The 20,367-nt window shown below is 46.9% G+C and carries 23 protein-coding genes and 1 tRNA gene; 9 read left to right on the top strand and 15 right to left on the bottom strand.

Annotated features, from left to right (window positions below; all coding sequences use genetic code 11):
* The coding region (locus DXA20_RS16145; RefSeq protein WP_330420684.1) for a hypothetical protein at positions 1-1,575 on the top strand (1,575 nt) is incomplete at its 5' end.
* A gap of 141 nt (positions 1,576-1,716) precedes the next feature.
* On the opposite strand, the gene DXA20_RS16010 is transcribed toward DXA20_RS16145, so the two are convergent.
* Entirely contained in the window at positions 1,717-2,082 is a 366-nt protein-coding gene (locus DXA20_RS16010) for a hypothetical protein (protein WP_147403714.1), read from the bottom strand.
* Positions 2,083-2,142: 60 nt separating this feature from the next.
* On the opposite strand from DXA20_RS16010, the gene DXA20_RS07180 reads away from it, so the two are divergent.
* The 5 genes from DXA20_RS07180 to DXA20_RS07160 all read left to right on the top strand — a co-directional run bounded on the left by DXA20_RS07180 (position 2,143) and on the right by DXA20_RS07160 (position 7,188).
* Positions 2,143-3,627 (top strand): DUF1700 domain-containing protein, encoded by a 1,485-nt coding sequence (locus tag DXA20_RS07180; RefSeq protein WP_118559795.1) that lies wholly within the window; start codon positions 2,143-2,145, stop codon positions 3,625-3,627.
* Between the two features lie 44 nt (positions 3,628-3,671).
* A complete protein-coding gene (locus DXA20_RS07175) occupies positions 3,672-4,631 on the top strand; it encodes a DUF4097 family beta strand repeat-containing protein (RefSeq protein ID WP_158577160.1) in 960 nt (319 codons plus the stop codon).
* Positions 4,632-4,942: 311 nt separating this feature from the next.
* Complete coding sequence (locus DXA20_RS07170; protein ID WP_118559793.1) at positions 4,943-5,287, top strand: PadR family transcriptional regulator; 345 nt, start codon at positions 4,943-4,945, stop codon at positions 5,285-5,287.
* An 8-nt stretch (positions 5,288-5,295) separates the two neighbouring features.
* Positions 5,296-6,198 carry a DUF1700 domain-containing protein gene (locus DXA20_RS07165; protein ID WP_022305165.1) on the top strand — a complete coding sequence of 301 codons (903 nt, stop codon included), beginning with the start codon at positions 5,296-5,298 and terminating at the stop codon, positions 6,196-6,198.
* A gap of 3 nt (positions 6,199-6,201) precedes the next feature.
* Positions 6,202-7,188 (top strand): DUF4097 family beta strand repeat-containing protein, encoded by a 987-nt coding sequence (locus DXA20_RS07160; RefSeq protein ID WP_118559791.1) that lies wholly within the window; start codon positions 6,202-6,204, stop codon positions 7,186-7,188.
* A 202-nt stretch (positions 7,189-7,390) separates the two neighbouring features.
* On the opposite strand, the gene trmL is transcribed toward DXA20_RS07160, so the two are convergent.
* From trmL to DXA20_RS07135, 5 genes are read right to left on the bottom strand one after another with little or no spacing between them, the layout of a single operon-like run.
* Positions 7,391-7,900 carry a tRNA (uridine(34)/cytosine(34)/5-carboxymethylaminomethyluridine(34)-2'-O)-methyltransferase TrmL gene (gene trmL, locus DXA20_RS07155; RefSeq protein ID WP_118559790.1) on the bottom strand — a complete coding sequence of 170 codons (510 nt, stop codon included), beginning with the start codon at positions 7,898-7,900 and terminating at the stop codon, positions 7,391-7,393.
* Positions 7,901-7,913: 13 nt separating this feature from the next.
* Entirely contained in the window at positions 7,914-9,077 is a 1,164-nt protein-coding gene (locus DXA20_RS07150; protein ID WP_022305162.1) for an aminotransferase class I/II-fold pyridoxal phosphate-dependent enzyme, read from the bottom strand.
* The gene (locus tag DXA20_RS07145; protein WP_118559802.1) at positions 9,074-9,559 is read right to left on the bottom strand and encodes an Lrp/AsnC family transcriptional regulator; all 486 of its coding nucleotides are present in this window, start codon (positions 9,557-9,559) and stop codon (positions 9,074-9,076) included. Before DXA20_RS07145 ends, DXA20_RS07150 begins: the two co-directional genes overlap by 4 nt.
* 49 nt (positions 9,560-9,608) lie before the next feature.
* Complete coding sequence (locus DXA20_RS07140; RefSeq protein ID WP_022305160.1) at positions 9,609-10,595, bottom strand: AIR synthase family protein; 987 nt, start codon at positions 10,593-10,595, stop codon at positions 9,609-9,611.
* A gap of 33 nt (positions 10,596-10,628) precedes the next feature.
* Positions 10,629-12,272: a VanW family protein gene (locus DXA20_RS07135; RefSeq protein WP_118559789.1), complete on the bottom strand. Its 1,644-nt coding sequence runs from the start codon at positions 12,270-12,272 to the stop codon at positions 10,629-10,631.
* Positions 12,273-12,617: 345 nt separating this feature from the next.
* Between DXA20_RS07135 and DXA20_RS07130 the strand changes: the two genes are divergently transcribed.
* On the top strand, positions 12,618-13,232 hold the full coding sequence (locus DXA20_RS07130) for a tetratricopeptide repeat protein (RefSeq protein ID WP_118559788.1): 615 nt from the start codon (positions 12,618-12,620) through the stop codon (positions 13,230-13,232).
* On the opposite strand, the gene DXA20_RS07125 is transcribed toward DXA20_RS07130, so the two are convergent.
* The 3 genes from DXA20_RS07125 to DXA20_RS07115 all read right to left on the bottom strand — a co-directional run bounded on the left by DXA20_RS07125 (position 13,229) and on the right by DXA20_RS07115 (position 14,606).
* Positions 13,229-13,552: a hypothetical protein gene (locus tag DXA20_RS07125; RefSeq protein ID WP_022305156.1), complete on the bottom strand. Its 324-nt coding sequence runs from the start codon at positions 13,550-13,552 to the stop codon at positions 13,229-13,231. The two genes, DXA20_RS07130 and DXA20_RS07125, sit on opposite strands and share 4 nt — an antisense overlap.
* A gap of 193 nt (positions 13,553-13,745) precedes the next feature.
* Positions 13,746-13,816 (bottom strand) — tRNA-Trp (locus DXA20_RS07120).
* Between the two features lie 76 nt (positions 13,817-13,892).
* On the bottom strand, positions 13,893-14,606 hold the full coding sequence (locus DXA20_RS07115; protein ID WP_118559787.1) for a DUF1287 domain-containing protein: 714 nt from the start codon (positions 14,604-14,606) through the stop codon (positions 13,893-13,895).
* Between the two features lie 222 nt (positions 14,607-14,828).
* Between DXA20_RS07115 and DXA20_RS07110 the strand changes: the two genes are divergently transcribed.
* Positions 14,829-15,716 (top strand): hypothetical protein, encoded by an 888-nt coding sequence (locus tag DXA20_RS07110; protein ID WP_118559786.1) that lies wholly within the window; start codon positions 14,829-14,831, stop codon positions 15,714-15,716.
* A gap of 38 nt (positions 15,717-15,754) precedes the next feature.
* Positions 15,755-16,297, top strand: a complete 543-nt coding sequence (locus DXA20_RS07105; protein ID WP_118559785.1) for a hypothetical protein — start codon at positions 15,755-15,757, stop codon at positions 16,295-16,297.
* Positions 16,298-16,575: 278 nt separating this feature from the next.
* On the opposite strand, the gene DXA20_RS07100 is transcribed toward DXA20_RS07105, so the two are convergent.
* The 6 genes from DXA20_RS07100 to DXA20_RS07075 all read right to left on the bottom strand — a co-directional run bounded on the left by DXA20_RS07100 (position 16,576) and on the right by DXA20_RS07075 (position 20,230).
* Positions 16,576-17,157, bottom strand: coding sequence for a M48 family metallopeptidase (locus DXA20_RS07100; protein WP_022305152.1), 582 nt, complete (start codon positions 17,155-17,157; stop codon positions 16,576-16,578).
* A 59-nt stretch (positions 17,158-17,216) separates the two neighbouring features.
* Complete coding sequence (locus DXA20_RS07095) at positions 17,217-17,471, bottom strand: hypothetical protein (protein WP_022305151.1); 255 nt, start codon at positions 17,469-17,471, stop codon at positions 17,217-17,219.
* 184 nt (positions 17,472-17,655) lie between these two features.
* The gene (gene rpsI / locus DXA20_RS07090; RefSeq protein ID WP_022305150.1) at positions 17,656-18,045 is read right to left on the bottom strand and encodes a 30S ribosomal protein S9; all 390 of its coding nucleotides are present in this window, start codon (positions 18,043-18,045) and stop codon (positions 17,656-17,658) included.
* Positions 18,046-18,064: 19 nt separating this feature from the next.
* Complete coding sequence (gene rplM, locus DXA20_RS07085) at positions 18,065-18,505, bottom strand: 50S ribosomal protein L13 (protein WP_022305149.1); 441 nt, start codon at positions 18,503-18,505, stop codon at positions 18,065-18,067.
* Between the two features lie 173 nt (positions 18,506-18,678).
* Positions 18,679-19,698 (bottom strand): LacI family DNA-binding transcriptional regulator, encoded by a 1,020-nt coding sequence (locus DXA20_RS07080; RefSeq protein ID WP_022305148.1) that lies wholly within the window; start codon positions 19,696-19,698, stop codon positions 18,679-18,681.
* Between the two features lie 154 nt (positions 19,699-19,852).
* Positions 19,853-20,230: a hypothetical protein gene (locus tag DXA20_RS07075; protein ID WP_022305146.1), complete on the bottom strand. Its 378-nt coding sequence runs from the start codon at positions 20,228-20,230 to the stop codon at positions 19,853-19,855.
* Positions 20,231-20,367 lie beyond the last annotated feature (137 nt).

The following is a 20,367-nucleotide window of genomic DNA, read 5'->3' as shown; positions in this document are numbered from 1 at the left end:
GCTGCTCCTCAGGCAGTTCCGGTTTCCGGTTCACAGCCGGCTCCCGTTATGCAGGCTGCTCCTCAGGCAGTTCCGGTTTCCGGTTCACAGCCGGCTCCCGTTATGCAGGCCGCTCCTCAGGTAACTCCTATTTCTGAGCCTCAGCCGGTTCCTGTCATGAACGTAACACCACAGATCAATCCGGCAACCGTAGCACAGGCTGATGCAACTGCTGCAGCCGCTGCCGGGGAAGATACTTTCCATATTGGCGGTGCTTCCAATGCTATGATGGATTTTGATTTTTCCATCGGTGATGATGATTCTGTCACATCCGATGATATGGGATTCTCCTCTGACGGGGATCTCTTCGAATTTGATAATATACCAGCCTCTTCATTTATTTCTTACGATGAGGCACCGTCAGTTGCTCCTCAGCCTGCTATGGATGCAGCACCTGTTGTTCCGGAGCCTGTCAGTGAGCCTGCTCCTCAGCCTGTTATGGATGCAGAGCCTGTTTATCAGGAGCCTGCCGATGAACCTGCTACAGAGACCATCGACATGAATGCAGAACCTGTTTATCAGGAGCCTGCCGATGAGCCTGCTACAGAGACCATTGATATGAATGCACCTGTTGAATCAGACTCCGATGAAGACGATGAGGCTGATTTCCTTGCAGAAATGGCAATGGGTGATTCCGAGGAATCCGAGGATGATGATCTTCCTGAGCTTGAAAGCTCCATGTCAGATATTGCAACAATCAATGCACTTGAAAGCATGCTGACACAGCTTCGCTCCTTCGAAACAGTTATGGAAGCACATCCGGAGCCTGAGGTCGCTGAGGCTGCGACACAGGAGGCCGCCGCAAATGCAAGCCTGAATATCAACGATATCAACGCCGTTGCCGCAATGTTAAATCCGGCAGAGGCAGAAAATACACAGTCGGAAGCTTCTCCGGAGTCGGAGTCGATTGAATCCTCTTCTACCCCGGTTCGTTATGCGGAAACCCGTAACAAAGAAACTGATGATTCCGTGAACAGCCTGGTCGATCTTCTCAAGGATGACGATCAGCCTAAGAAACGTGGCTTCTTTGGACGAAACAAGAAGAAAAATATTCCTAAAGAACTGATCGCAGACACTCCAAAGCCGACTCCTGTTCCAAAGTCTACAAGTCAAAGCAGACCGGTTATGTCAGAACCTTCACCGGTTCCAACCTCCAGCTCACGTATGCAGGAGGTTCGTAATCCGGACAGCGATGATTCCGTGAACAGTCTGGTTGATCTTCTGAAGGAAGATGATTCTTCTTCCAAGAAAAAAGGCCGTAAATCAAGAAGTTCCGCTGCTGATGAATTCAGAGCAACTGCCGCAGATATTTCTGCAATGTCAAGCTCTGTTCCCGTTCCTGTTCCAAAGCAGACATCTTCTTCCAATCCGCTCCGTGGTTTCTCTTCATCAACACCACTGCGGGCATTTTCATCATCTATCCGGTTCGGGCATTTTCTTCGTCAAGACCGGTTGCTCCGGTACCAAAGGCTGAGACTTCCAAGTCCAAACCTATTTCCAGATCAAGTTACCGCGAAGTTCCTGATGATGCTGTAGGCGGATTAGCAGATCTTCTAATGGAGGGCAAGCAGAAGAAATCCGCCACACCGAAGATCTTCTCACAGAAGAGTTATTCAAAGGTATCAAGTTCACAGCCACTTGCAAGTGAATCTTCCGAGACTCCGGTTCCAGAGGCGGCTATCCCAGAGCCATCTGTTTCCGAGCCACAGGTATATAAGCCAGCCGCAGCAAAGACCTCGAGGAGAAGGCTGCAGCTCCTAATGCAAAGCCGGTAGAGACAACTGCTACGATCACAAAGCCATTAGAGGCAAAAGCGATCAGTACAAAGCCAGCAGAGGCAAAGCCGGTTGAAGCAAAATCAGTAGAAACGAAAGCCGTTGTCACTCCAAAGACAGAGCCGGAAAAGGAGGCAGCTCCTGCACAACCGGAGGAAGCACCAATGGATGATTTCAAGCGCCGTCTGTTACAGGCACATCTGATCTCCAACGATGAGGACAGCAGCAAATAATGATATAAACGCATATATCTATCTATAGTATCCATTGCTTTCCGGCAATGGATACTTGTATAAAACCGTATTTTATACAAAAAGGGGAGGAAAAAATGACAAAATTTGAATTTTTGGGTGACTTGAGCCGTCTGATCGCAGATTTACCTCAGGAAGAAGTCGATCAGGCGATGGAATATTACGAGGATTATTTCGCAGATGCCGGTCCGGAAAAAGAACAGGAAATCATCCGCGATTTTATCTCTCCGGCATATATCGCGGAACAGCTCCGCGAAGCCTCTCTACAGCGTCAGAAGGCTGCCGCAAGATCCACTGTTCAGGAAGAAGAGAAGCAGGCAGCCGCAGCGCGGGCTGCAGCCGCTGCCAGCAAGCCACCGGTATACTCCCGTAAGCTTGCCGCCCAGGCACAGAAGAATGCGTCTATGGCAACTGCAAGTGGATTTGTAACACAGGCGCCTACCGTTAAGGCGAAGACTCCTGCAGCGCAGCCTGCACAGGCAGCACCATCCCCTACTCCGGTTTCGCCGGCTCAGGCTACACCAACGCAGGCAGCATCTTCCATGATTACACCTGCCGCTCCGGTACAAGTTGCCACCACTGCATCTGCTTCACCGCAGATCAATCGGGCTACACCGCCACCATCTCTTGATGCAGCAGGTTCATTTACACAGAGTCCTACACCGGCTCAGGCAGCCGCATCCATTGCAGCTGCTCCGATGGGACAGTCCGTCACTACAGCACCTGTTCCACCGACACCGGTGCCATCATCACCTGTTTCACCGGCATCACAGCCACAGGCGCCGTCACCGGCAACAAGACCTCGTCCACAAACCGTTTCTGCTCCACAGCAACCGGTTATGACAGCACAGCCGGTTTCCGGTACTGCGACCCCGGCTGCCCCACAAACGGCTTCCGGTACTCCGATTCTGACTGCTCCGCAGACAACTTCCGGTACTCCGACTCAGACTGCGCAGACAGCAGATGCTGCGAAAGCACCAGCCAAGACCTCTTCCATGCGTAATTCCATCTTCCGGGACGATACGGAGGAGGACAAGAAAAAAGCAGAAGAAGAGCTTGCACGCCGCAACAAAACAAAGGTTGATATCAAGTCCATCAATTCTACCACTTCCAAAGTGAATAAAAAACAGGCTCGTGCGGCTGCCAAACAGAATGCCGCCATCGAAAAAGAAAATAACGCAGAACGCTACAGCAGCTCCAAGAAGATGGTCATCGGCATTGTCCTGTTAGTCACCTGCCCGATCTGGCTTACTCTTGTCGGAGTGATTCTGGGGGGATTCGCATTAGGCGTATGTGCTGTTGCCGCCTGTATCGCAGCAGGTATCGGATGCTTTGTGGCAAGCCTTGCCTCTATTGCGCTGACGCTTCTGGCACTTTTCTCAGCTCAGATTTCTACCAGCGTCTTTACTCTGGGATGTATTTTCTTCCTGTTTGCCGCAGGATGCGGATTATGTTTTCTGGGTTATAAGCTTATCACCCGAATCCTTCCGGGTGCCTATTTCAGTGTAAAGGTACTATTTAGCGGGATCAAGGCAAAGCTTGCCCGTCTCGCCCTGAAATAAACAGATAACTGCTGGGAGCAATATGCTTCAGAATGGAGAATAGCATGAATAATAAAATTAAAATCATTATTGCAATAGGAATCATAGGAATTGTAATTATGGTAGCCGGTTTTGTAATGGGCAGTGGTCCCTCTTCAATTCCAGCTATCTTTTCGGAAGCAACTATTCCGGAGGGTGCCGTTCCCATCGGAGATGTCCAGACCACAGATGTGCGTTCGATTGAATTAAACCTTTTTGCCAGTAAGATTTCCATCAAATCCGGTGAGAACTTCGATCTCTCCGGCAGCGGTCAGTACGATGGTTATGTCTTAAATGGCGTGTTATATGCCGGCGCAACCCAGTTCAAGAGAACTGCCAATGTGTTTGGCTTAAAATTCAGCGTTCCATCCAAATGGGTCTGCGGCTATGGTAGCTATGTACTTGTGATTCCACCAAATGCCAAACTGGATCAGATTACAATCAACACAAACCGTTCCGATGTCACCTGCGATGCACTGGTAGCAAGTCAGGTCAATATTAACATCAAGAACGGCGATCTCAGCGCCGATAAACTGACTGCCGATACTGCTTCCATTAACGTAGATGGTACTACCAGCATTGCTTCTTCAGAAATTACACGAAATGGCAATATTGCATCAAATAATCGTCTGCTTGTCGGAACCTCCGGCAGTGCAATGGATTCGACCATGAGTAATACCACTCTTTCCAATAAGCATGGCGGTATCACTCTTTATGCAAAGCTGATGGGTTCTGCTTCCTTACAGACAAGCCGTGGCAATATCGAAGCGGCTCTCGCCGGAACCAAGGCGAATTATACCTTCCCGGCAGCCGCCTATAATCTGAAGATTCATGAATCTGTAGTTCCTGCCGATGCCCAGAACAGCACAGAACAGTACGGCACCATATCTGTTACAGCCGACAAGGGTAACGCTTCCATTTCCTTTGAGAGAGAGACCGAATCTCAAGCAGATACAAAGGGACAGACCAAAGACAAGAACAAATAATAAATCCATGATCCTGTTATCAATACCGGACAGGGTCATTATGAGAAATCATTGAAATTCACAAAAACTCTGAAATAAAGGATTTCATTCACAAAATCCTATTTCAGAGTTTTTTTATGTTGACATATTATATTATACAGCGTATAATATCATCATATTATATGATATATAGTATTATATCATGCATTCTAAATGCAAGGGAGCTTGTTCACTTGCATAGAATGCATGAACGACAAAATCTTCCAGCGCATCGCGCGACAGATGCGAAGCATCTGGATTTTGGAGTTATTATTTAAGATTGGAGGCTTCCTATGATATTTAACACAGGCTCTGCATTGCTGGATGCCATTGTACTTGCCGTGGTGGAGCATTCTGCCGAAGGAACCTACGGATACAAAATCACACAGGATGTCCGTTCTGTCATTGACGTATCCGAATCGACACTCTATCCGGTTCTGCGACGGCTGCAAAAGGATGATTGTCTCTCTGTGTATGATCAGGAATGCGGCGGCAGAAACCGCCGTTACTATAAAATCACAGAAAGGGGCAGGGTACAGCTTAACCTCTACCGACAGGAATGGCACAACTACACACATAAGATCAATCAGCTTCTTCTGGAACAAGCTGACGCAACCATAGATCAAGGAAAGAAATGAGGAGAAATATGACAAAATATGAATTTCTAGGCGACTTAAGCCGTTTGCTGAAAGACCTGCCCGAAGAAGAACGGAAGCAGGCACTTCATTATTATGAAGACTACTTTGCTGATGCAGGTGAGGACAATGAACAGGAAGTTCTGAACGAGCTGGGCTCTCCTGAAAATATCGCGGAGCTGATCAAGGCAGATTCCCCGGATGAGATCACATACGGGGATGGTGCAAGCACTCATGCTACCGCTCCATTGCAGCCATATAAAGCAGCCGGGCCGGAGCACTCTGAAAATGTCTCCGGCAATGCATCCGATGTCACTCCGGATAGCACTCAAAATGACCGCTCCCAATCTGATAACAACTGGCACAGCATGACCGGAGATCCTTCCGGCAATCAACACATGAACGGAGATTCTTCCGGCAATCAACAGTCAAACACCGGATATACGAACGGTAGTGCAAGCCACAGCAACGCTTCCGGTGCAAACCAGTCAACCTGTAGCCGATCTTCCGGTTTATTCTCCGGCATGGATAATACCAATCTGATCATTATGATCATTGTCCTTGTTGTCACTTCTCCAATCTGGGGATCTGCGCTGCTCGGCATTGCCAGCTTCCTTCTGGGACTGCTTGGAGCGCTGGTCGGCATTTTTGCTGCACTGGTCTTAGGCGGCGGTGGATCTGCAATTAGCGGAATCGTTGCCATCGTAGCCGGATTTATTGCACTGTTTGCCGGACACGCTGCAAGTGGTGTTCTGACCATTGGCGTTGGCTGTCTTCTGTTTTCACTTGGAAGTGCCTTCTGCTACCTCGGTGTTTTTCTTGCCATCCGTCTTATTCCACTGCTCTGGCGCCAGCTCGGACGGCTTTGGGACTGGTGCCGCATCAAATTACTTGGAAAGGAGGCGTCTTGCTAATCGTTGGCAAGACACGTGAAAGCTATGAAAAAGAAAGATAAATTTCTGCTTGCTTTATCCTGCATTTTCCTGATCGGTATCCTCTGCCTGATTGCCGGGATCAGCATGGGAGGAACATTATTTGCTTTTCGGTTGAATCAAAATATCAATCCAAAATACACACAAAATGGTACTTTCACTCTCTCAGAAAAGGACTCAGGCTTAATCACCGGCATTGATTTTGATTTCCACTGTCAGGATATTACCATCCAAAGGGGTGACACCTGTTCTATCCAGCCGGATGATGATACCGACAGCCTGGAAAGCAAATATTACTCCTATATCAAGGACAATGTCTGGCATATTGAAACACCGAATTTCTCCAATGCAACGATCACTTTTCTGGATCACACAGTACGGATTCCGTTTCTGTCAAAAAACTGGGATTCCGATGTTTCCTATACGATCACTCTGCCTCTGGAGAAACATTTTGACCGTGCCAATATTTCGATTGCCGCAGGTGACTGTGAAATTGATGATGCTCTGACCGCCGATAACACCACGCTCAAGGTAGGTGCCGGTTCTCTGGATATGACAGGGCTTACGGCGAAACAGTTAAGCATAAAGATCGGTGCCGGCGATGGTACAATCGATAAGATCCATGTATCCGATCACTGTACAACAAAGGTTGGTGTTGGTGATCTGGAGCTTGGAGACACCGATAACAGCCCCGGCGAAAATAAGATCAACAACCTGAACTCCAAAACAGCCGTTGGCAATACCGATATTGCGGCAAAACTTACCGGAACAAATCAACTGGAATGTGCAACCGGCGATCTGAGTCTCCTGCTGCCGGGTTCTAAGAGCAATTATAATTTCACCAGTCACTCCTCTATGGGGGATATCTGTTTTGGAGATAGCACGAAAGACGATTCCTCCACAGATGTTTATGGTGATATCAGTCTCAAGTGTAGTCTTGGTGATATCGATGTTGATTTTGAGCGATCATGAGTATTATTGAAAAGCCGCATTATCAATAATATTCTCAGGCTTCGAATAATCGGTATTTGAAATTTAAGGAATATATAAATAAAATTGCTTAAACCCGATAAGATCCACTTCATTGGATATCCAGTGAAAGTGGATCTTATTATTCTCACGTTCTAAGCGATTTTCTATCAAGGGGAAGTTTTGCAATTTCCCAGGCTTTCTCTTACTGTTCGCTGTGCCAATGCAGCCGGTGAAGCTGCCCGTTTCTCTCCGCCCCCATGAAATTATTCTGACGAAGTGACTCATATAATACGATCGCCACGGAATTGGAAAGGTTCAGAGAGCGGATCTTGTGATTCATCGGAATACGGATCGCATTCTCTTCGTTATCAACAAGAATCTCCTCCGGAATCCCTGCACTCTCCTTACCAAACATAATATATGCGTTCGGTGGATATGTGACATCCGTATATGTCTGATGCGCCTTTGTGGTCGCCATATACATGTTACCGGCTGCATCCGGATTCTTCTGAAGGAAGTCCTCGTAACAGTCATAAACCGTAACATCTAACTCATTCCAATAGTCCAGTCCGGCACGCTTGAGCATCTTGTCATTGATCTGAAAGCCCATCGGCTCGATCAGATGCAGTCTTGAACCGGTCGCACAGCAGGTACGTCCTATATTTCCTGTATTCGCCGGTATCTCCGGCTCAAGAAGTACAATATTCATCACGTTACCGACCCCCTTATTTCCTATGACGGTCGATAAAGTTCTGCATACGTCCGAGAGCAATCTTTAAGTCGTCAATGGAATACGCATAGGAAATACGAAGAAATCCCTCGCCACATTGACCAAATGCCGTTCCCGGTACGACAGCGACCTTTTCTTCCTGTAACAGCTTCGTTGCAAACTCATCCGAGGTCATGCCAAACTCTTTGATGCTTGGAAATACATAAAATGCGCCAAACGGCTCGAAGCACTTCAGTCCCATATCGCGGAAGGCTTTCATCAGATAATTTCTGCGCTGGTTATATGCCATTCTCATGCGCTCTACATCAGCATCGCCGTCACGAACAGCACTGATTGCCGCATACTGGCTCAACGTCGGCGCACACATAATGGCAAACTGATGGATCTTGAGCATCTGCTTAATGATCGCCTGTGGTCCACAGGCATATCCGAGACGCCATCCTGTCATCGCATAGGATTTGGAAAATCCGTTGATCACGATCGTTCTCTCCTGCATACCCGGAAGCGATGCGATCGACACATGATCTCCACTGTATGTCAATTCGGAATAAATCTCATCGGAAATTACAAACAGATCATGCTCCCGTACGACCTCTGCAATATCCTCCAGATCCTCCCTTGTCATGATCGCACCGGTCGGATTGTTCGGGAACGGCATGATCAGGATCTTTGTCTTGTCCGTAATCGCATCCAGAAGCTGCTGCTTCTTAAGCTTAAACTCATCCTCTTCCTTCAGCTCGATGATCTTTGGCACACCATCTGCCAGAACGATACACGGCTCATAGGACACATAGCTCGGCTGTGGCAGTAAAACCTCATCGCCCGGATCAAGCATTGCACGGAGTGCTCCGTCAATCGCCTCACTACCGCCTACGGTCAGATAAATCTCCCTCTTAGGATCATAGGAAAGCTGAAAACGTCGTTTCAGATAATTGGCAATCTCCTCCTTCAACTCTTTCAAACCTGCGTTTGATGTATAAAACGTCCTTCCCTGCTCCAGAGAATAGATACCCTCCTCACGGATATGCCATGGTGTATCGAAATCAGGCTCACCCACACCGAGGGAGATCGCATCCTTCATCTCACTGACGATGTCAAAAAACTTGCGGATACCGGAAGGCTCAATAGACTGTACTTTCTTAGATAATGGGTCTCTCATGGGGTAATCAACATCCTTTCTGAATCGTGCTTTTCATCGGTCATGATCAGACCATGCTCCTTGTATTTCTTCAGTACAAAATAAGTTGCGGTGCTTGTGATGTACTCCAGAGTAGACAGCTTCTCTGTCACAAAACGGGAAACCTCTTTCATACTCTTTCCCTCAATGATCACAGTAAGATCAAAGCTGCCGGACATCAGATAAACGCTCTCTACCTCTTCAAACTTGTAGATACGCTCTGCTACCTTATTGAATCCCATGTCGCGCTGTGGTGTTACCTTCACCTCAATAAGAGCTGTAACCTTCTCACAGTCTGTTCTGTCCCAGTTAATAAGTGTCGGATAGCCACAGATGACCTTATTATCCTCCATCTCCTTGATCTCATGCTCAATTGTATCTGTACCTGTATTTAACATGGCCGCCAGATCTTCTGTGGAACGACGGCTGTTCATGCTGATCGCATCTAAAATCTGTTTCTTGATCATAATTACCTCCATTAATCCTTCAATAAATAATCACCTGTATAACGGGCTACTGATATATCTTATAAAGCTGATCGCTGCCTGCCGGCTCCAGAAAACGTGTCTCCCCGCCGCTGCGTATGATACGGTCATTGCCCTCTGTGGCTCTGCCGATCACGGCAGCCGGAATGCCATGCTCTGCCAGCCGGTCCACCAGCATATTACCGTGAGGAGTTCCTATCAGCATACATCCGCTGGATATCAGCATGTATGGATTGATATCATAAAACTCACACAACTCGATCGTCTCCTGACGGATCGGTATCTTGTCCAGATCAGCTATGATTCCTACGCCGGATGCCTCTCCTACTTCCCACAATGCACCATAAATGCCGCCCTCTGTGACATCATGCATTGCCGTGACACCGGCATCCACCGCGACTGCGGCCTCCGGTACCACCGAAATATACTCTCTCATCGCTGCTGCCGCATCAATAAGCTGCTCCGGAATCCTTGTCAGAAGCTCCTCGCGCTTCTCTTCCGCGATGATCGATGTTCCTTCCAGACCTGCCCATTTTGTCATGACCAGATCATCTCCCGGCTGAAGACCGCCGGTAGAAACAAGCTTATCCTTATGCACCTTGCCAACACCTGTAACCGTGATCACCGGACGATTAACCACATCGGAAATCTCCGTATGACCTCCCATCACCTCGATGTGAAGGCTGTTCGCTGCAAGAATGATCTCCTCCATAAGATCATGCAACTTCTTCTCTCTGGTACGCGGAGGCAGGATCACACAGGTCAGAATACCAACCGGCTCTGCCCCGCTGGATGCAAGATCATTGGCAGTGATATGTACCGCCAGTGTCCCCATGCCCTTTGATGCACCTGTAATGGGATCGGTGGAAAATACAAGCACCTCATCCTCTGCTGTCTCAATTGCGGAGCAATCCTCTCCCACTCCGGGATGCAGCAGCACTTCCGGGCGAAGATGCTTGATCTGTTTAAAAACCGCTCTTTTCAGTACATTCTCGGGTACCTTTCCAATTTCCATGACGAAACCTCATTTCTATTTAATCTGCAGGCATTACGATGCTTTCCTGCTGCCGGTGTTTGTTGTTTTCTTGGTGCTGCTTTTCGTATTATTTGGGGTGCTTTCTGAAGTCGTTTTACTGCCGGATACGGAAGTGGTACTCTTCTTCGCCGTATTGCTCTTCGTGGCAGACGATTTCTTCGCAGCAGACGGTGCTTTCGTTCTGGATGGTCTGACTGTCGTTGACGGCTTCTTCGTCGCTGACGGTGCCGCTGTTCCTGCCGGCTTCTTTGAACCTGCCGAAGCTGAAGCAGATGGCGCTGCCGTTGCCGGCTGCTTTCCTACCGTAACATATTGCGGTGACGCATTATAGGCACTGGTATTGACCTGTACCTTTTCTGTCTGGACACCGTTGACCTTGACAATCTTCCAGAGCTTCGCCTTGTATCCCACATGAGCAGACTGTGTCACAGAACGATAGCTTGCCGGAAGCGTCGGATCCTCCGTGACAACCTCCTCGCCCGGCTCGATCGTGTCCGTCACCTCAGACTCAAACGAAATCTCTCTGCCGGCTTCTCTCGTCTCGTGACCATATACACGAAAGCTTAAGATGCCGCCGGATGCGTTCCCCATAATATATACCGGATAATCCGTATTGTTCTTGAACTTGAAATCCTTATAATCGCCGGAGATCGCAGCATCTCTTGAAACCGGTACATAGCCTACCACCATCGAATGTGGAGAGCGTTCAACTACCTTAAGCTCTGCATTGAGTACCGCATTGTAAAGCGTTGTGGATACCTGGCAGACACCTCCGCCGATACCGGAAACAACCTTTCCGCTGGAATACTCCGGTGCCGCTTTATATCCATTCTCCTCGGTTCTGTCCTTGATCACCTTGATCGTTGAAAAGGTCTTACCCGGATAGATAACCGTACCGTTGATCCTGCCCGCTGCCGTCGCAACATTGCTGGAACGCTCTACCTGATAGGTTGCATACGTTGTCGAATACTTGCCAAGCAGATCCGTACACTGGGATGCCTCCTCTCTGGTAAACTTCGGCTCCGTAACCTCCACATCTGCGGTCACATCCAAAGCATCGGCATTCTCTGCTTTCTTACTGAGAAGAGTCTTCTGTATTGCCTCCATCGTCGTGTCTGTCTGTACCTCAAGACCTTCCTTGGACTTCGTTGCCTTCAATGCCCCGTTCTTAAACTTCAGCCGGGAATCCTTCGCCTTAATATCATATACGGAACACTTTGTCTCCACAAAGTTCTTCAGCGTATCCTCATTCACCTTGGTCTCGAGCGCAATATCACGCTTTCCTGCCTCTGCCTTACGAATCTCCTGAAACTTCTCCCAAAGATTGCCCTTCTTACCAATCTGAAGTGCCTCTGCGGCATAATCGCCCTCTGCAATCTCAAGACCTGCCTCTGCGGCTGTGGCTTCGATCTGATTCTCCTGTACTGTCACAACCAGCTTCTGCTGCCGGCGTTTTGCTATATAATCATCCACCTTCTTCTGCGCCTGCTCCTGCGTCAAGCCGCCAACATCCAGACTTCCTATGGATATCCCATCACAGATCAGGTTCTTATTGCCAAAATTATCCTTCGCAAACAGCGTCACAATCCCTGCAATGCCGACTACTGCTATACATCCAATCACAAAAAAAGCTGTCAATACTTTATTCTTTCTCATAATCTCGTCTCATCCTTACTTTTGCTTATTCCTATATTTTAATCATATTGGCGGCAAATCGCAAGTCAAAGATTCCCTCTGTATTTGACAATTTTTCGTACATTCTGTATATTGAAAAAAGTACATATGAAAAAAGCAGATGAGACCATCTGCTGATTTATACGTTCATATTAAGCTAAGTATCCGAGAACCATAGGAAGCACCATGGCAATGATAAGTAACACACAAATAACAACGGCAATTCTCTGCTGATTTTTTTTGTTAAAAAAGTTCATACTGCTCTCCTTTCTTTGATTCGATATTGCACAAATGAAACCACACCACCACAGGGAGGAATGATGTCTTATGCCAATTTTTCTCATATTCTTTATTCTATTCGTTATATGGTTGAACGTCAAGACCAAACGTGGTCAAAATAATAACTCCGAATGGGATACCGACTACTGGGAAAAGGAGCGCGAAGCTAATTTTGTCCGCCGGAAAGATATCAGTGGTCTTGACTATATCACGATCTCCGAGGATGAGCTTCCGTTCTCCGATACGGCAGAGGGCGAGGAAAAATATCGTGAGGATCAGGTACGCCGCATCCTCTCCTCCAAGATCATCAACCTGTCCGGCATGAGCAATACCGATATCAAGCTCACCTACGGAACCGCTAATTTCCCGGAGCTGTCCAAATATGATCAGAATTATCTTCTTCTGATCCGCAATCTCGGCATGTGGGGAAGCTATCTGCACCATAACTGTGACGGTCAGGACGAACGTGCCAGACAGATCCTGGAGCGTGCCATCGAGCTTGGCAGCGACATCAGGGACACCTATGTGTCCCTCGCCGAAATTTATCTGGATGCCGGACAGCCGGAAAAGGTTCAGGAACTCATCCACCATGTTGAGAAGTCCGATTTCGATCTGAAGGATTCTCTCTTACGTTCCCTGAAAAACCTTCTGAACACCCTCTAAAACAAACCCTTATATGGATTATCTCTTGCCTCGCTCCATTCCCCGCTGCGCTCCTCGTAAATCTGACAAAGCCAGTCGTATGCCTCATCCAGACCTTCCTCCGTATAAACAAAATCCCGGATGGTCTTCTTATCCGGATCTGTCTTCTCAAAGCAGAACGGCTCCGGCCAGATCGTTGTCCGAAGCACCGGCTCTGCCTCCTCGTTCTCCGGATCCCTGTACTGTTCCAGCTGATAGCGCATTCCCTGAAAGCTTGCCTTTAATACCGCCTTCTTGTTATAAAAAGATTTGATATCATATAATGATTTTCTTGTATTCATCGTATTCCTCCAAATGACACCGGTCATCGTTTTACCATTCTCGTCGGTTTCCTGCTGTATTACAGTCACTTTCCCATATAAAGAAAAAGGAAGCACCTGTGTTTTGTCCTTGATCCACGCTACATCACAAGCATATTCCTGTATAACGAAAAAATCCCATAAAAATGTCAGTCATTTTTATGGGATCGGTTAGCAGGGGTGGAAGGAATCGAACCCTCCTCTGGAGTTTTGGAGACTCTTATTCTACCGATGAACTACACCCCTGAATCGTAGTGGCAAATTCACACTGCCTGTCCAGTATACTATCCGGTCTCCGTTTTGTCAAGCCCTGATTTTAAGTTTAACGACTATTTTGCGTCGTTTTATTTTGTTTCGCCTTCTCCCCGGATTCATTTCCGAAGTTCCAGCGATAATGACCAACAATATCACTGCGACGTTCGAGAATATCCTGTTCATAGCTTCTCTGCCATGGACTGTAGTGGTGGATTACATACGGCACCCCGTTTTTATTTCTCTTGTCCGAAACGATTCCGATATGTTTTCGGAATATAACGATGTCGCCGCCCTGCCATTCCTCCACATCCGATACATCGGTTGCCAGACTCTGTGCATGCCTGCCAAAATACACCTGCAGATTCTTCACACGGCGATAATCAATGTTAGGATCCGGCTGATCGATATCGTAAGCGTCCGTATGCTGTTCCACGTCCTTTGCCACAAGCCGCATCAGATCATAGCCGGCTGCTTTCATAGCAAAAGCAACCACGTCCGTACATACCCCGTAGCCATCATCCGGATAACCACCGTTGTAATATTGACTCTTATATTTCGGCTTTGTCGCCACGTAGTCCAGTGCTCCCTTAAGAATATCCGTCTGATCATCTATGCCATCCTTGTCCTGATCCGTTTCGCTGTGAAACTGCGGAAATGTTTTCTGGTCCGACACACGTTTTCCCGCCGGACCGGTGTCTTTGCACCGAAACCATATACCGCCGGCTGCTGCCAGTACCACTACGAAAAATATGAAAACAGGTATTATTTTATGCTTCTTCATATGTACTATAACTTCCCCTCTCATTCTTTTTCTTTATTGTGGCATTTTTTCTTAAAAAGTCAAGCGCCCCCGGCAAAACAGCCTTTTCCAAATCATTAACCATTGCATCTTCCCATTAAAATATGATACACTCATCATAACGAAAAACACAGGAAATCCACCGTACGGATGCGGTCGGACTTTCCACCTTTTGTAACAAATCGTATAGAACGGAGATTACATATGAAAATAAAATGTACGCACTGTGGCAGGAAATTTGACTACGATCTCTATGCCGGATTATGTCCTCACTGCGGCGTCTACCAGAGACAGGGATCTTCTGCATACAACAGCAGCGAAGCACAGGCACAGGGGACGTCTTCATACAACAGCAGCGAAACACAGGCGCAGGGGACGTCTTCATACAACAGCAGCGAAACACAGACACAACCACAGACTCAGCCGATGGCATCCCACCGGGAAACTGCCACCAAAAGCACTTCCGGCAAACGCCGCAACAACTGGCTCGCAACAGCCATTTTGATCGTTATTCTCGGATTCATCATCGCCGGACCGGAGGTATTCCATACCTACCAGACCAACAAAATAGCCAAAACACTGACTCTGTCCGAGCCGGTGACCCCGACGAAAGTCAAGCCTTCCAAAGGCTTTACGGTTTCTACGGAAAACGGAGATTTTACGGTTACATTTTCCTCCCGCAGTACCGATAACGATTCCACCTTCGAGACGCCGGAGGGATATGAAATTCTCACGGTAAAATATCACGTTACCGTTCCACAGAAGGCTCTCAACACCTTTCCGGGTCAGGCGGACGAAAATCACCTTTACACGCACTGGGACAGCGACCGCATCAGTCCTTACTGTGTCACAAAGGACGACAGTTATCTCAAGCCGATCTCCAATTATGATCTGTCCCGCGTCAAGCATCTGGAATACAGCGAGCTGGAGGATAACGGAACCACAGACAATATTGACAGCCAGGACGGCACACTCTCCTTCCTGATCAAGAAAAATGATTTTAAGGGGCTTCTGATCAACGAACTTGATCCGGATACAGATGCACTTGCAAACTCTTATCTTGTCACCGGAATCCCAAAGCAAAAGAAATAGGGCACACATCAAATTATTGAATAGAAATGAGGGAAATTATGCGAGGATTCAGCTTAGGAATCGAATGTATTGTAAAAGGACTGATGTGGATTCACAGAAAATCCGGCATCAACGGGATTCTTGTGATCGCCATACTGATCGCGCTCCCGTGCAGCATTTTCTTTTCCGAATCAAGCAGCACCCAGTACAAGTCTGGTAAAAGGTATGCGGTCACGCCTGTCTCCGACACGGAGAAGGTTGCCGAAAAGGACCTGCCGGCTTCGATCGACCGCTTTGCCGACGACTATTATAAAGTGGTTCTGCAGATCAACAACTGTTATTCCACGGAGCTTCCACATGCTCCTTATCTGACCCTGGACAATGAGAAATATTATGCGTCGTTCCGTCCGCTGGAATACTACTGCGACATCGAGAACAGCTATGATGTTATCTACTTGGAAAACTGTATTCCTGCCGGCACCACAATGTCAATTCCATATTATTTCTCCGGATATGAACTGTCCGGTCATACACTTTCCGTCATGCCGCTCTCCGATGACGAGATCACCAAAAGTAACTCATTCAAACTGACCGTCCCATGATGAGATATGGGATCATAGTCAAAATGATACACCGACATCCTGATACAACGAATAATGCACTAAGACTTCCTATGCGGAATATTAAAATACGCCCATACGATTTCTTTTGTCTAATTATTTGAAAGAGCATTTTGTCTGCCAAAACGCTTGAAAATCCGCGAAATAGGACTAGTTTGTTTTATGAGGCAAAATGCCTATTCATTTTCCGGACAAAAGAAATCGTATGGGCGTATACGCGTTATTGGTCTAGGAAGTCTTAATAAGTAATTTTCGTTGTATCAGGATACCGGACGATTTCGGTCCATGATCCTGCCTCCGTTATCCTTCAGCCACTTTCTGCGCTGTCGGTAATCCGGCAGGATTTTTTCGACCTCCTCCCAGAAACGGGCGGAATGGTTCATTTCCTTTCGATGACAAAGTTCATGCACCACGACATAATCCAGAACTTCCTCCGGCATCAGAAGAAGCAGGCAGTTAAAGTTCAAGTTGCCTTTTCCGCTGCAGCTTCCCCATCTTGTCCTCTGATTCCGTATAGTGATGCGCCCGTAGGTGACGCCAATGATCTGTGCATAATAATGAACCTTCTGCGGAATAAGCTTCATTGCCTGCGTGGCAAGTTCCTGAAGCTCCTCCTTAGAAAGTGCCTGTTCCCGGTACTGCTCCTGCAGCCGCTTTTTTTCCGCCATCTGCTGCAGATGTGCGTGGATCCAGTCATCCTTCTCCTGCACAAATGCATTAATCTCTCTTACCGGCATTCGTGCCGGTGCCCGTACGACCACCTGAAGCTCCGGCGTGATCTCAATCGCAAGACTTTTACGGCGGCTGCGGATCAGTGTAATTTCATAATCCGTATGATCCATCAATTATCTCCCTTTGTTATCTCTGTTTGTTTCTCATACGTTTCTTTTTCATGTTCACGTTATCGGTAGCATTTCTTGCAGGCACGGTAGCCCTGTCTTTTCGCTGCTTTCTTTGTCTTTTTAACCACACGTCCCCGCATGCGGCTGCAGTTCTTGCTGGTGTGATAGCACGCGCCATTGCCGGACGCCGCCACATATACATAGGATTTGGCACTTGCCGTTGTTGAATATGCCGGCGCCGCAGCGGAAGCTGAGGAAACGGTCAGACAAACCGCCAGTGCGATTGGGACAATTCTTTTGTTTATTTTGATCATGATAACCCTCCTTGTAATTTGTAAAAAGACATTGCTATACAATGCTTTTAATGATTATATATTATGTTTATTGTACCACATTTCCCAATAAAACAGGAGGGGATTTTAATTAGTTGCAAATAAAGAAAAGCCCCTAAAACTCTTGGTTTTAAGGACTTTTCGAAAATTCTTATGAAATAATTTATTATCTCTTTGAGAACTGAGGAGCTCTACGAGCCTTCTTGAGACCGTATTTCTTACGCTCTTTCATTCTAGGATCACGAGTAAGGAATCCTGCCTTCTTCAGTGTAGGACGGAAATCTGCGTCTACATTCAGAAGAGCTCTTGCGATACCGTGTCTGATTGCACCGGCCTGACCGGTGAATCCGCCACCACGAACATTTACAAGTACATCATACTTGTCAAGTGTGTTGGTCGCTTCCAGTGGCTGACGAACGATAATCTTTAATGTCTCAAGACCGAAATACTGATCCATATCCTTCTTGTTGATTGTGATCTTACCATTTCCTGGTACTAAATATACTCTGGCAATACTGCTTTTTCTTCTGCCTGTTCCATAAAATTTATTAGCCAATGTCTTTTCCTCCTCTCAATTATGCTCTCTCTACGATTTCTAATACTTCCGGCTTCTGTGCGATCTGCTCATGCTCTGCACCTGCATATACATGAAGCTTTGTTGCCATCTGGCGACCAAGTGGTCCCTTTGGAAGCATTCCCTTTACTGCATGCTCAATTACATACTCCGGCTTCTTAGCGAGCATTTCCTTGAGTGTGGTCTCTTTCATACCACCAACATAATCAGAGTGATGATAATAAATCTTCTGCTCCAGCTTCTTACCTGTTACTTTGATCTTGTCAGCATTGATTACGATTACATAATCGCCGGTATCGATATGCGGAGTATACTCCGGCTTATTCTTACCTCTCAATACGCAAGCTACCTCTGAAGCGAGACGTCCTAATGTATGTCCTGTAGCATCAACTACATACCATTTTCTTTCAATCTTGGATGGGTTAGCCATATAACTTTTCATCCCAGTACCTCCTAACTTTTCTAACAATCTTCAACTGTCAGGCACATAAATACTGTTACCGGGGCTTTGGCTTAAGTATTTTACACGCCACATTAGACTATTATATTATGTTTATGAAAGCTTGTCAAGATACAAATTATGCAAATAATCTACAAATTATCCATTGATTTCTGTCATTCCTCCAGCTTGGCAACGGAAGCTCCACGGATCAGCTGGCTTGCCACTACAGACGGTGCTGAAAGCTTTACCTTGTGTCCCTCGATCAATTTGATCAACTGCTCTGCCGCCTTCATGCCAATCTTCTCCGTATCCTGCCGCACCGTGGTCAGACGAGGCTGAAGCTGGCTTGCGATAAAGATATCATCATAGCCCGCCACCGAGATATCCTGCGGGATCCTTAATCCCATCGACTCGATCGCAGCGATGCCTCCGACTGCCGAATAGTCATCGGAATATATAATGCAGGTTGGCCTGATCGGCTGCTGCAATAATGTCTTCGTATATTCTGCCGCCTTTTTCAGATTACGATACTCGGACGGAAAGATCCATCCTTCCGGCAATGCCAGACCATGCTTGTCCATTGTCTCCTTCAGACCCTGAATACGAATATCTGTAACAATCGATGTATCGTCACCGGTAATATATGCGATCTTCTTGTGTCCCATCGAAATCACATATTCAACCAGTTCACGCATTCCTGCTGCATTGTCCGATATGACAGAAAGGCAGTCCGGAAATTCGTAATCGATCGTCACAACCGGAATATCGCTTTCTACCAGCTCGCGTACCTCCGGATTATAGAAATCGATACAGGCGATCATGACGCCGTCCAGACCACGGTACCGGCAATGCTCCAGATATGTTTTGCTTTTCTTGTGCTTCTTATTGCTGTTGATAAAGGTGATATCATAACCTTTGCTTTCCGCGGTCACTTTAAAGCTGTTCAGGATATTTGCGAAATAATTATGTGTCAGACCGCTCATCGATTCATCAATAAAGAGAACACCAATATTAAAACTTTTGTTCATGCGGATCGCGCGGGCATAATACTGCGGAAAATATCCCTGTTCCTTTGCAACCTCTTTGATATGTTTTTTGGTTTCCTCTCCAATATCCTTTTTGTCGTTCAGTGCTTTGCTGACCGTGGCAACCGACACGCCACAAATCTTCGCAATGTCTTTAATTGATGCCATCTGCCCCCTCCATTCTTACGTACACTAATGTGATCTCCGTTTTCTTATCACGCACTTTCACTGCCACCGGCAATCTATCATTCATACCTTCTCACCGCTGCCGACACATATATGTCTATCATACCACACCACTATGTCCGGCACAATCATTATACTAATGATTTGGCAGGTAAACCAGGCAAAGATACGCCCATCGTATAAATATTCCGGTCAGAATAAAACCATATTGTAGAATAATATCAAAAACCTTTCTGCGAATCTTTGGATTCTTCTCATCCACATCCATTTCAATCAGGTCAACCTTTGGAGACAGGAAGCGGATCAGCTTCGTATAAGCAGCAAGGATCAAAAGCCATAACACAAACATTCCGAAACCGGCCAGCTGCCACAGAAATGTCTGCGGCATACTTTCTACGTTCCTTTGTGCTCTCGTTCCGGTCAGATATCCAAGTGCAATATACAGATAATCCGTCGAGATATATCCCCACGCAAGACTGACCACCGTTAATATTAATCGTTTCCACCAGCGCATTTCCTCACCTCCTGTCTGTTTGTTCCGAGTATATTTCCTAACATAATACCGCCTGGATTCTCTTACCCGGCATTCTCTTATTCAGCATTTTCCAACACCGTCAGAATGCACTTATCCGGCATGTTCTAACACAGCCG

The organism is Roseburia sp. AM59-24XD (assembly GCF_003478445.1).
Lineage (GTDB): Bacteria > Bacillota > Clostridia > Lachnospirales > Lachnospiraceae > Jutongia.
This window is presented reverse-complemented; position numbering and strand designations above follow the sequence as displayed.

Bases quoted from the DNA above. Each gene is read 5' to 3' on its own strand.
- DXA20_RS16010 (WP_147403714.1), bottom strand. From the start codon at position 2,082: ATGGATACTATAGATAGATATATGCGTTTATATCATTATTTGCTGCTG.
- DXA20_RS07180 (WP_118559795.1), top strand. From the start codon at position 2,143: ATGACAAAATTTGAATTTTTGGGTGACTTGAGCCGTCTGATCGCAGAT.
- DXA20_RS07175 (WP_158577160.1), top strand. From the start codon at position 3,672: ATGAATAATAAAATTAAAATCATTATTGCAATAGGAATCATAGGAATT.
- DXA20_RS07170 (WP_118559793.1), top strand. From the start codon at position 4,943: ATGATATTTAACACAGGCTCTGCATTGCTGGATGCCATTGTACTTGCC.
- DXA20_RS07165 (WP_022305165.1), top strand. From the start codon at position 5,296: ATGACAAAATATGAATTTCTAGGCGACTTAAGCCGTTTGCTGAAAGAC.
- DXA20_RS07150 (WP_022305162.1), bottom strand. From the start codon at position 9,077: ATGAGAGACCCATTATCTAAGAAAGTACAGTCTATTGAGCCTTCCGGT.
- DXA20_RS07140 (WP_022305160.1), bottom strand. From the start codon at position 10,595: ATGGAAATTGGAAAGGTACCCGAGAATGTACTGAAAAGAGCGGTTTTT.
- DXA20_RS07135 (WP_118559789.1), bottom strand. From the start codon at position 12,272: ATGAGAAAGAATAAAGTATTGACAGCTTTTTTTGTGATTGGATGTATA.
- DXA20_RS07130 (WP_118559788.1), top strand. From the start codon at position 12,618: ATGCCAATTTTTCTCATATTCTTTATTCTATTCGTTATATGGTTGAAC.
- DXA20_RS07125 (WP_022305156.1), bottom strand. From the start codon at position 13,552: ATGAATACAAGAAAATCATTATATGATATCAAATCTTTTTATAACAAG.
- DXA20_RS07115 (WP_118559787.1), bottom strand. From the start codon at position 14,606: ATGAAGAAGCATAAAATAATACCTGTTTTCATATTTTTCGTAGTGGTA.
- DXA20_RS07110 (WP_118559786.1), top strand. From the start codon at position 14,829: ATGAAAATAAAATGTACGCACTGTGGCAGGAAATTTGACTACGATCTC.
- DXA20_RS07105 (WP_118559785.1), top strand. From the start codon at position 15,755: ATGCGAGGATTCAGCTTAGGAATCGAATGTATTGTAAAAGGACTGATG.
- DXA20_RS07100 (WP_022305152.1), bottom strand. From the start codon at position 17,157: ATGGATCATACGGATTATGAAATTACACTGATCCGCAGCCGCCGTAAA.
- DXA20_RS07095 (WP_022305151.1), bottom strand. From the start codon at position 17,471: ATGATCAAAATAAACAAAAGAATTGTCCCAATCGCACTGGCGGTTTGT.
- rplM (WP_022305149.1), bottom strand. From the start codon at position 18,505: ATGAAAAGTTATATGGCTAACCCATCCAAGATTGAAAGAAAATGGTAT.
- DXA20_RS07080 (WP_022305148.1), bottom strand. From the start codon at position 19,698: ATGGCATCAATTAAAGACATTGCGAAGATTTGTGGCGTGTCGGTTGCC.
- DXA20_RS07075 (WP_022305146.1), bottom strand. From the start codon at position 20,230: ATGCGCTGGTGGAAACGATTAATATTAACGGTGGTCAGTCTTGCGTGG.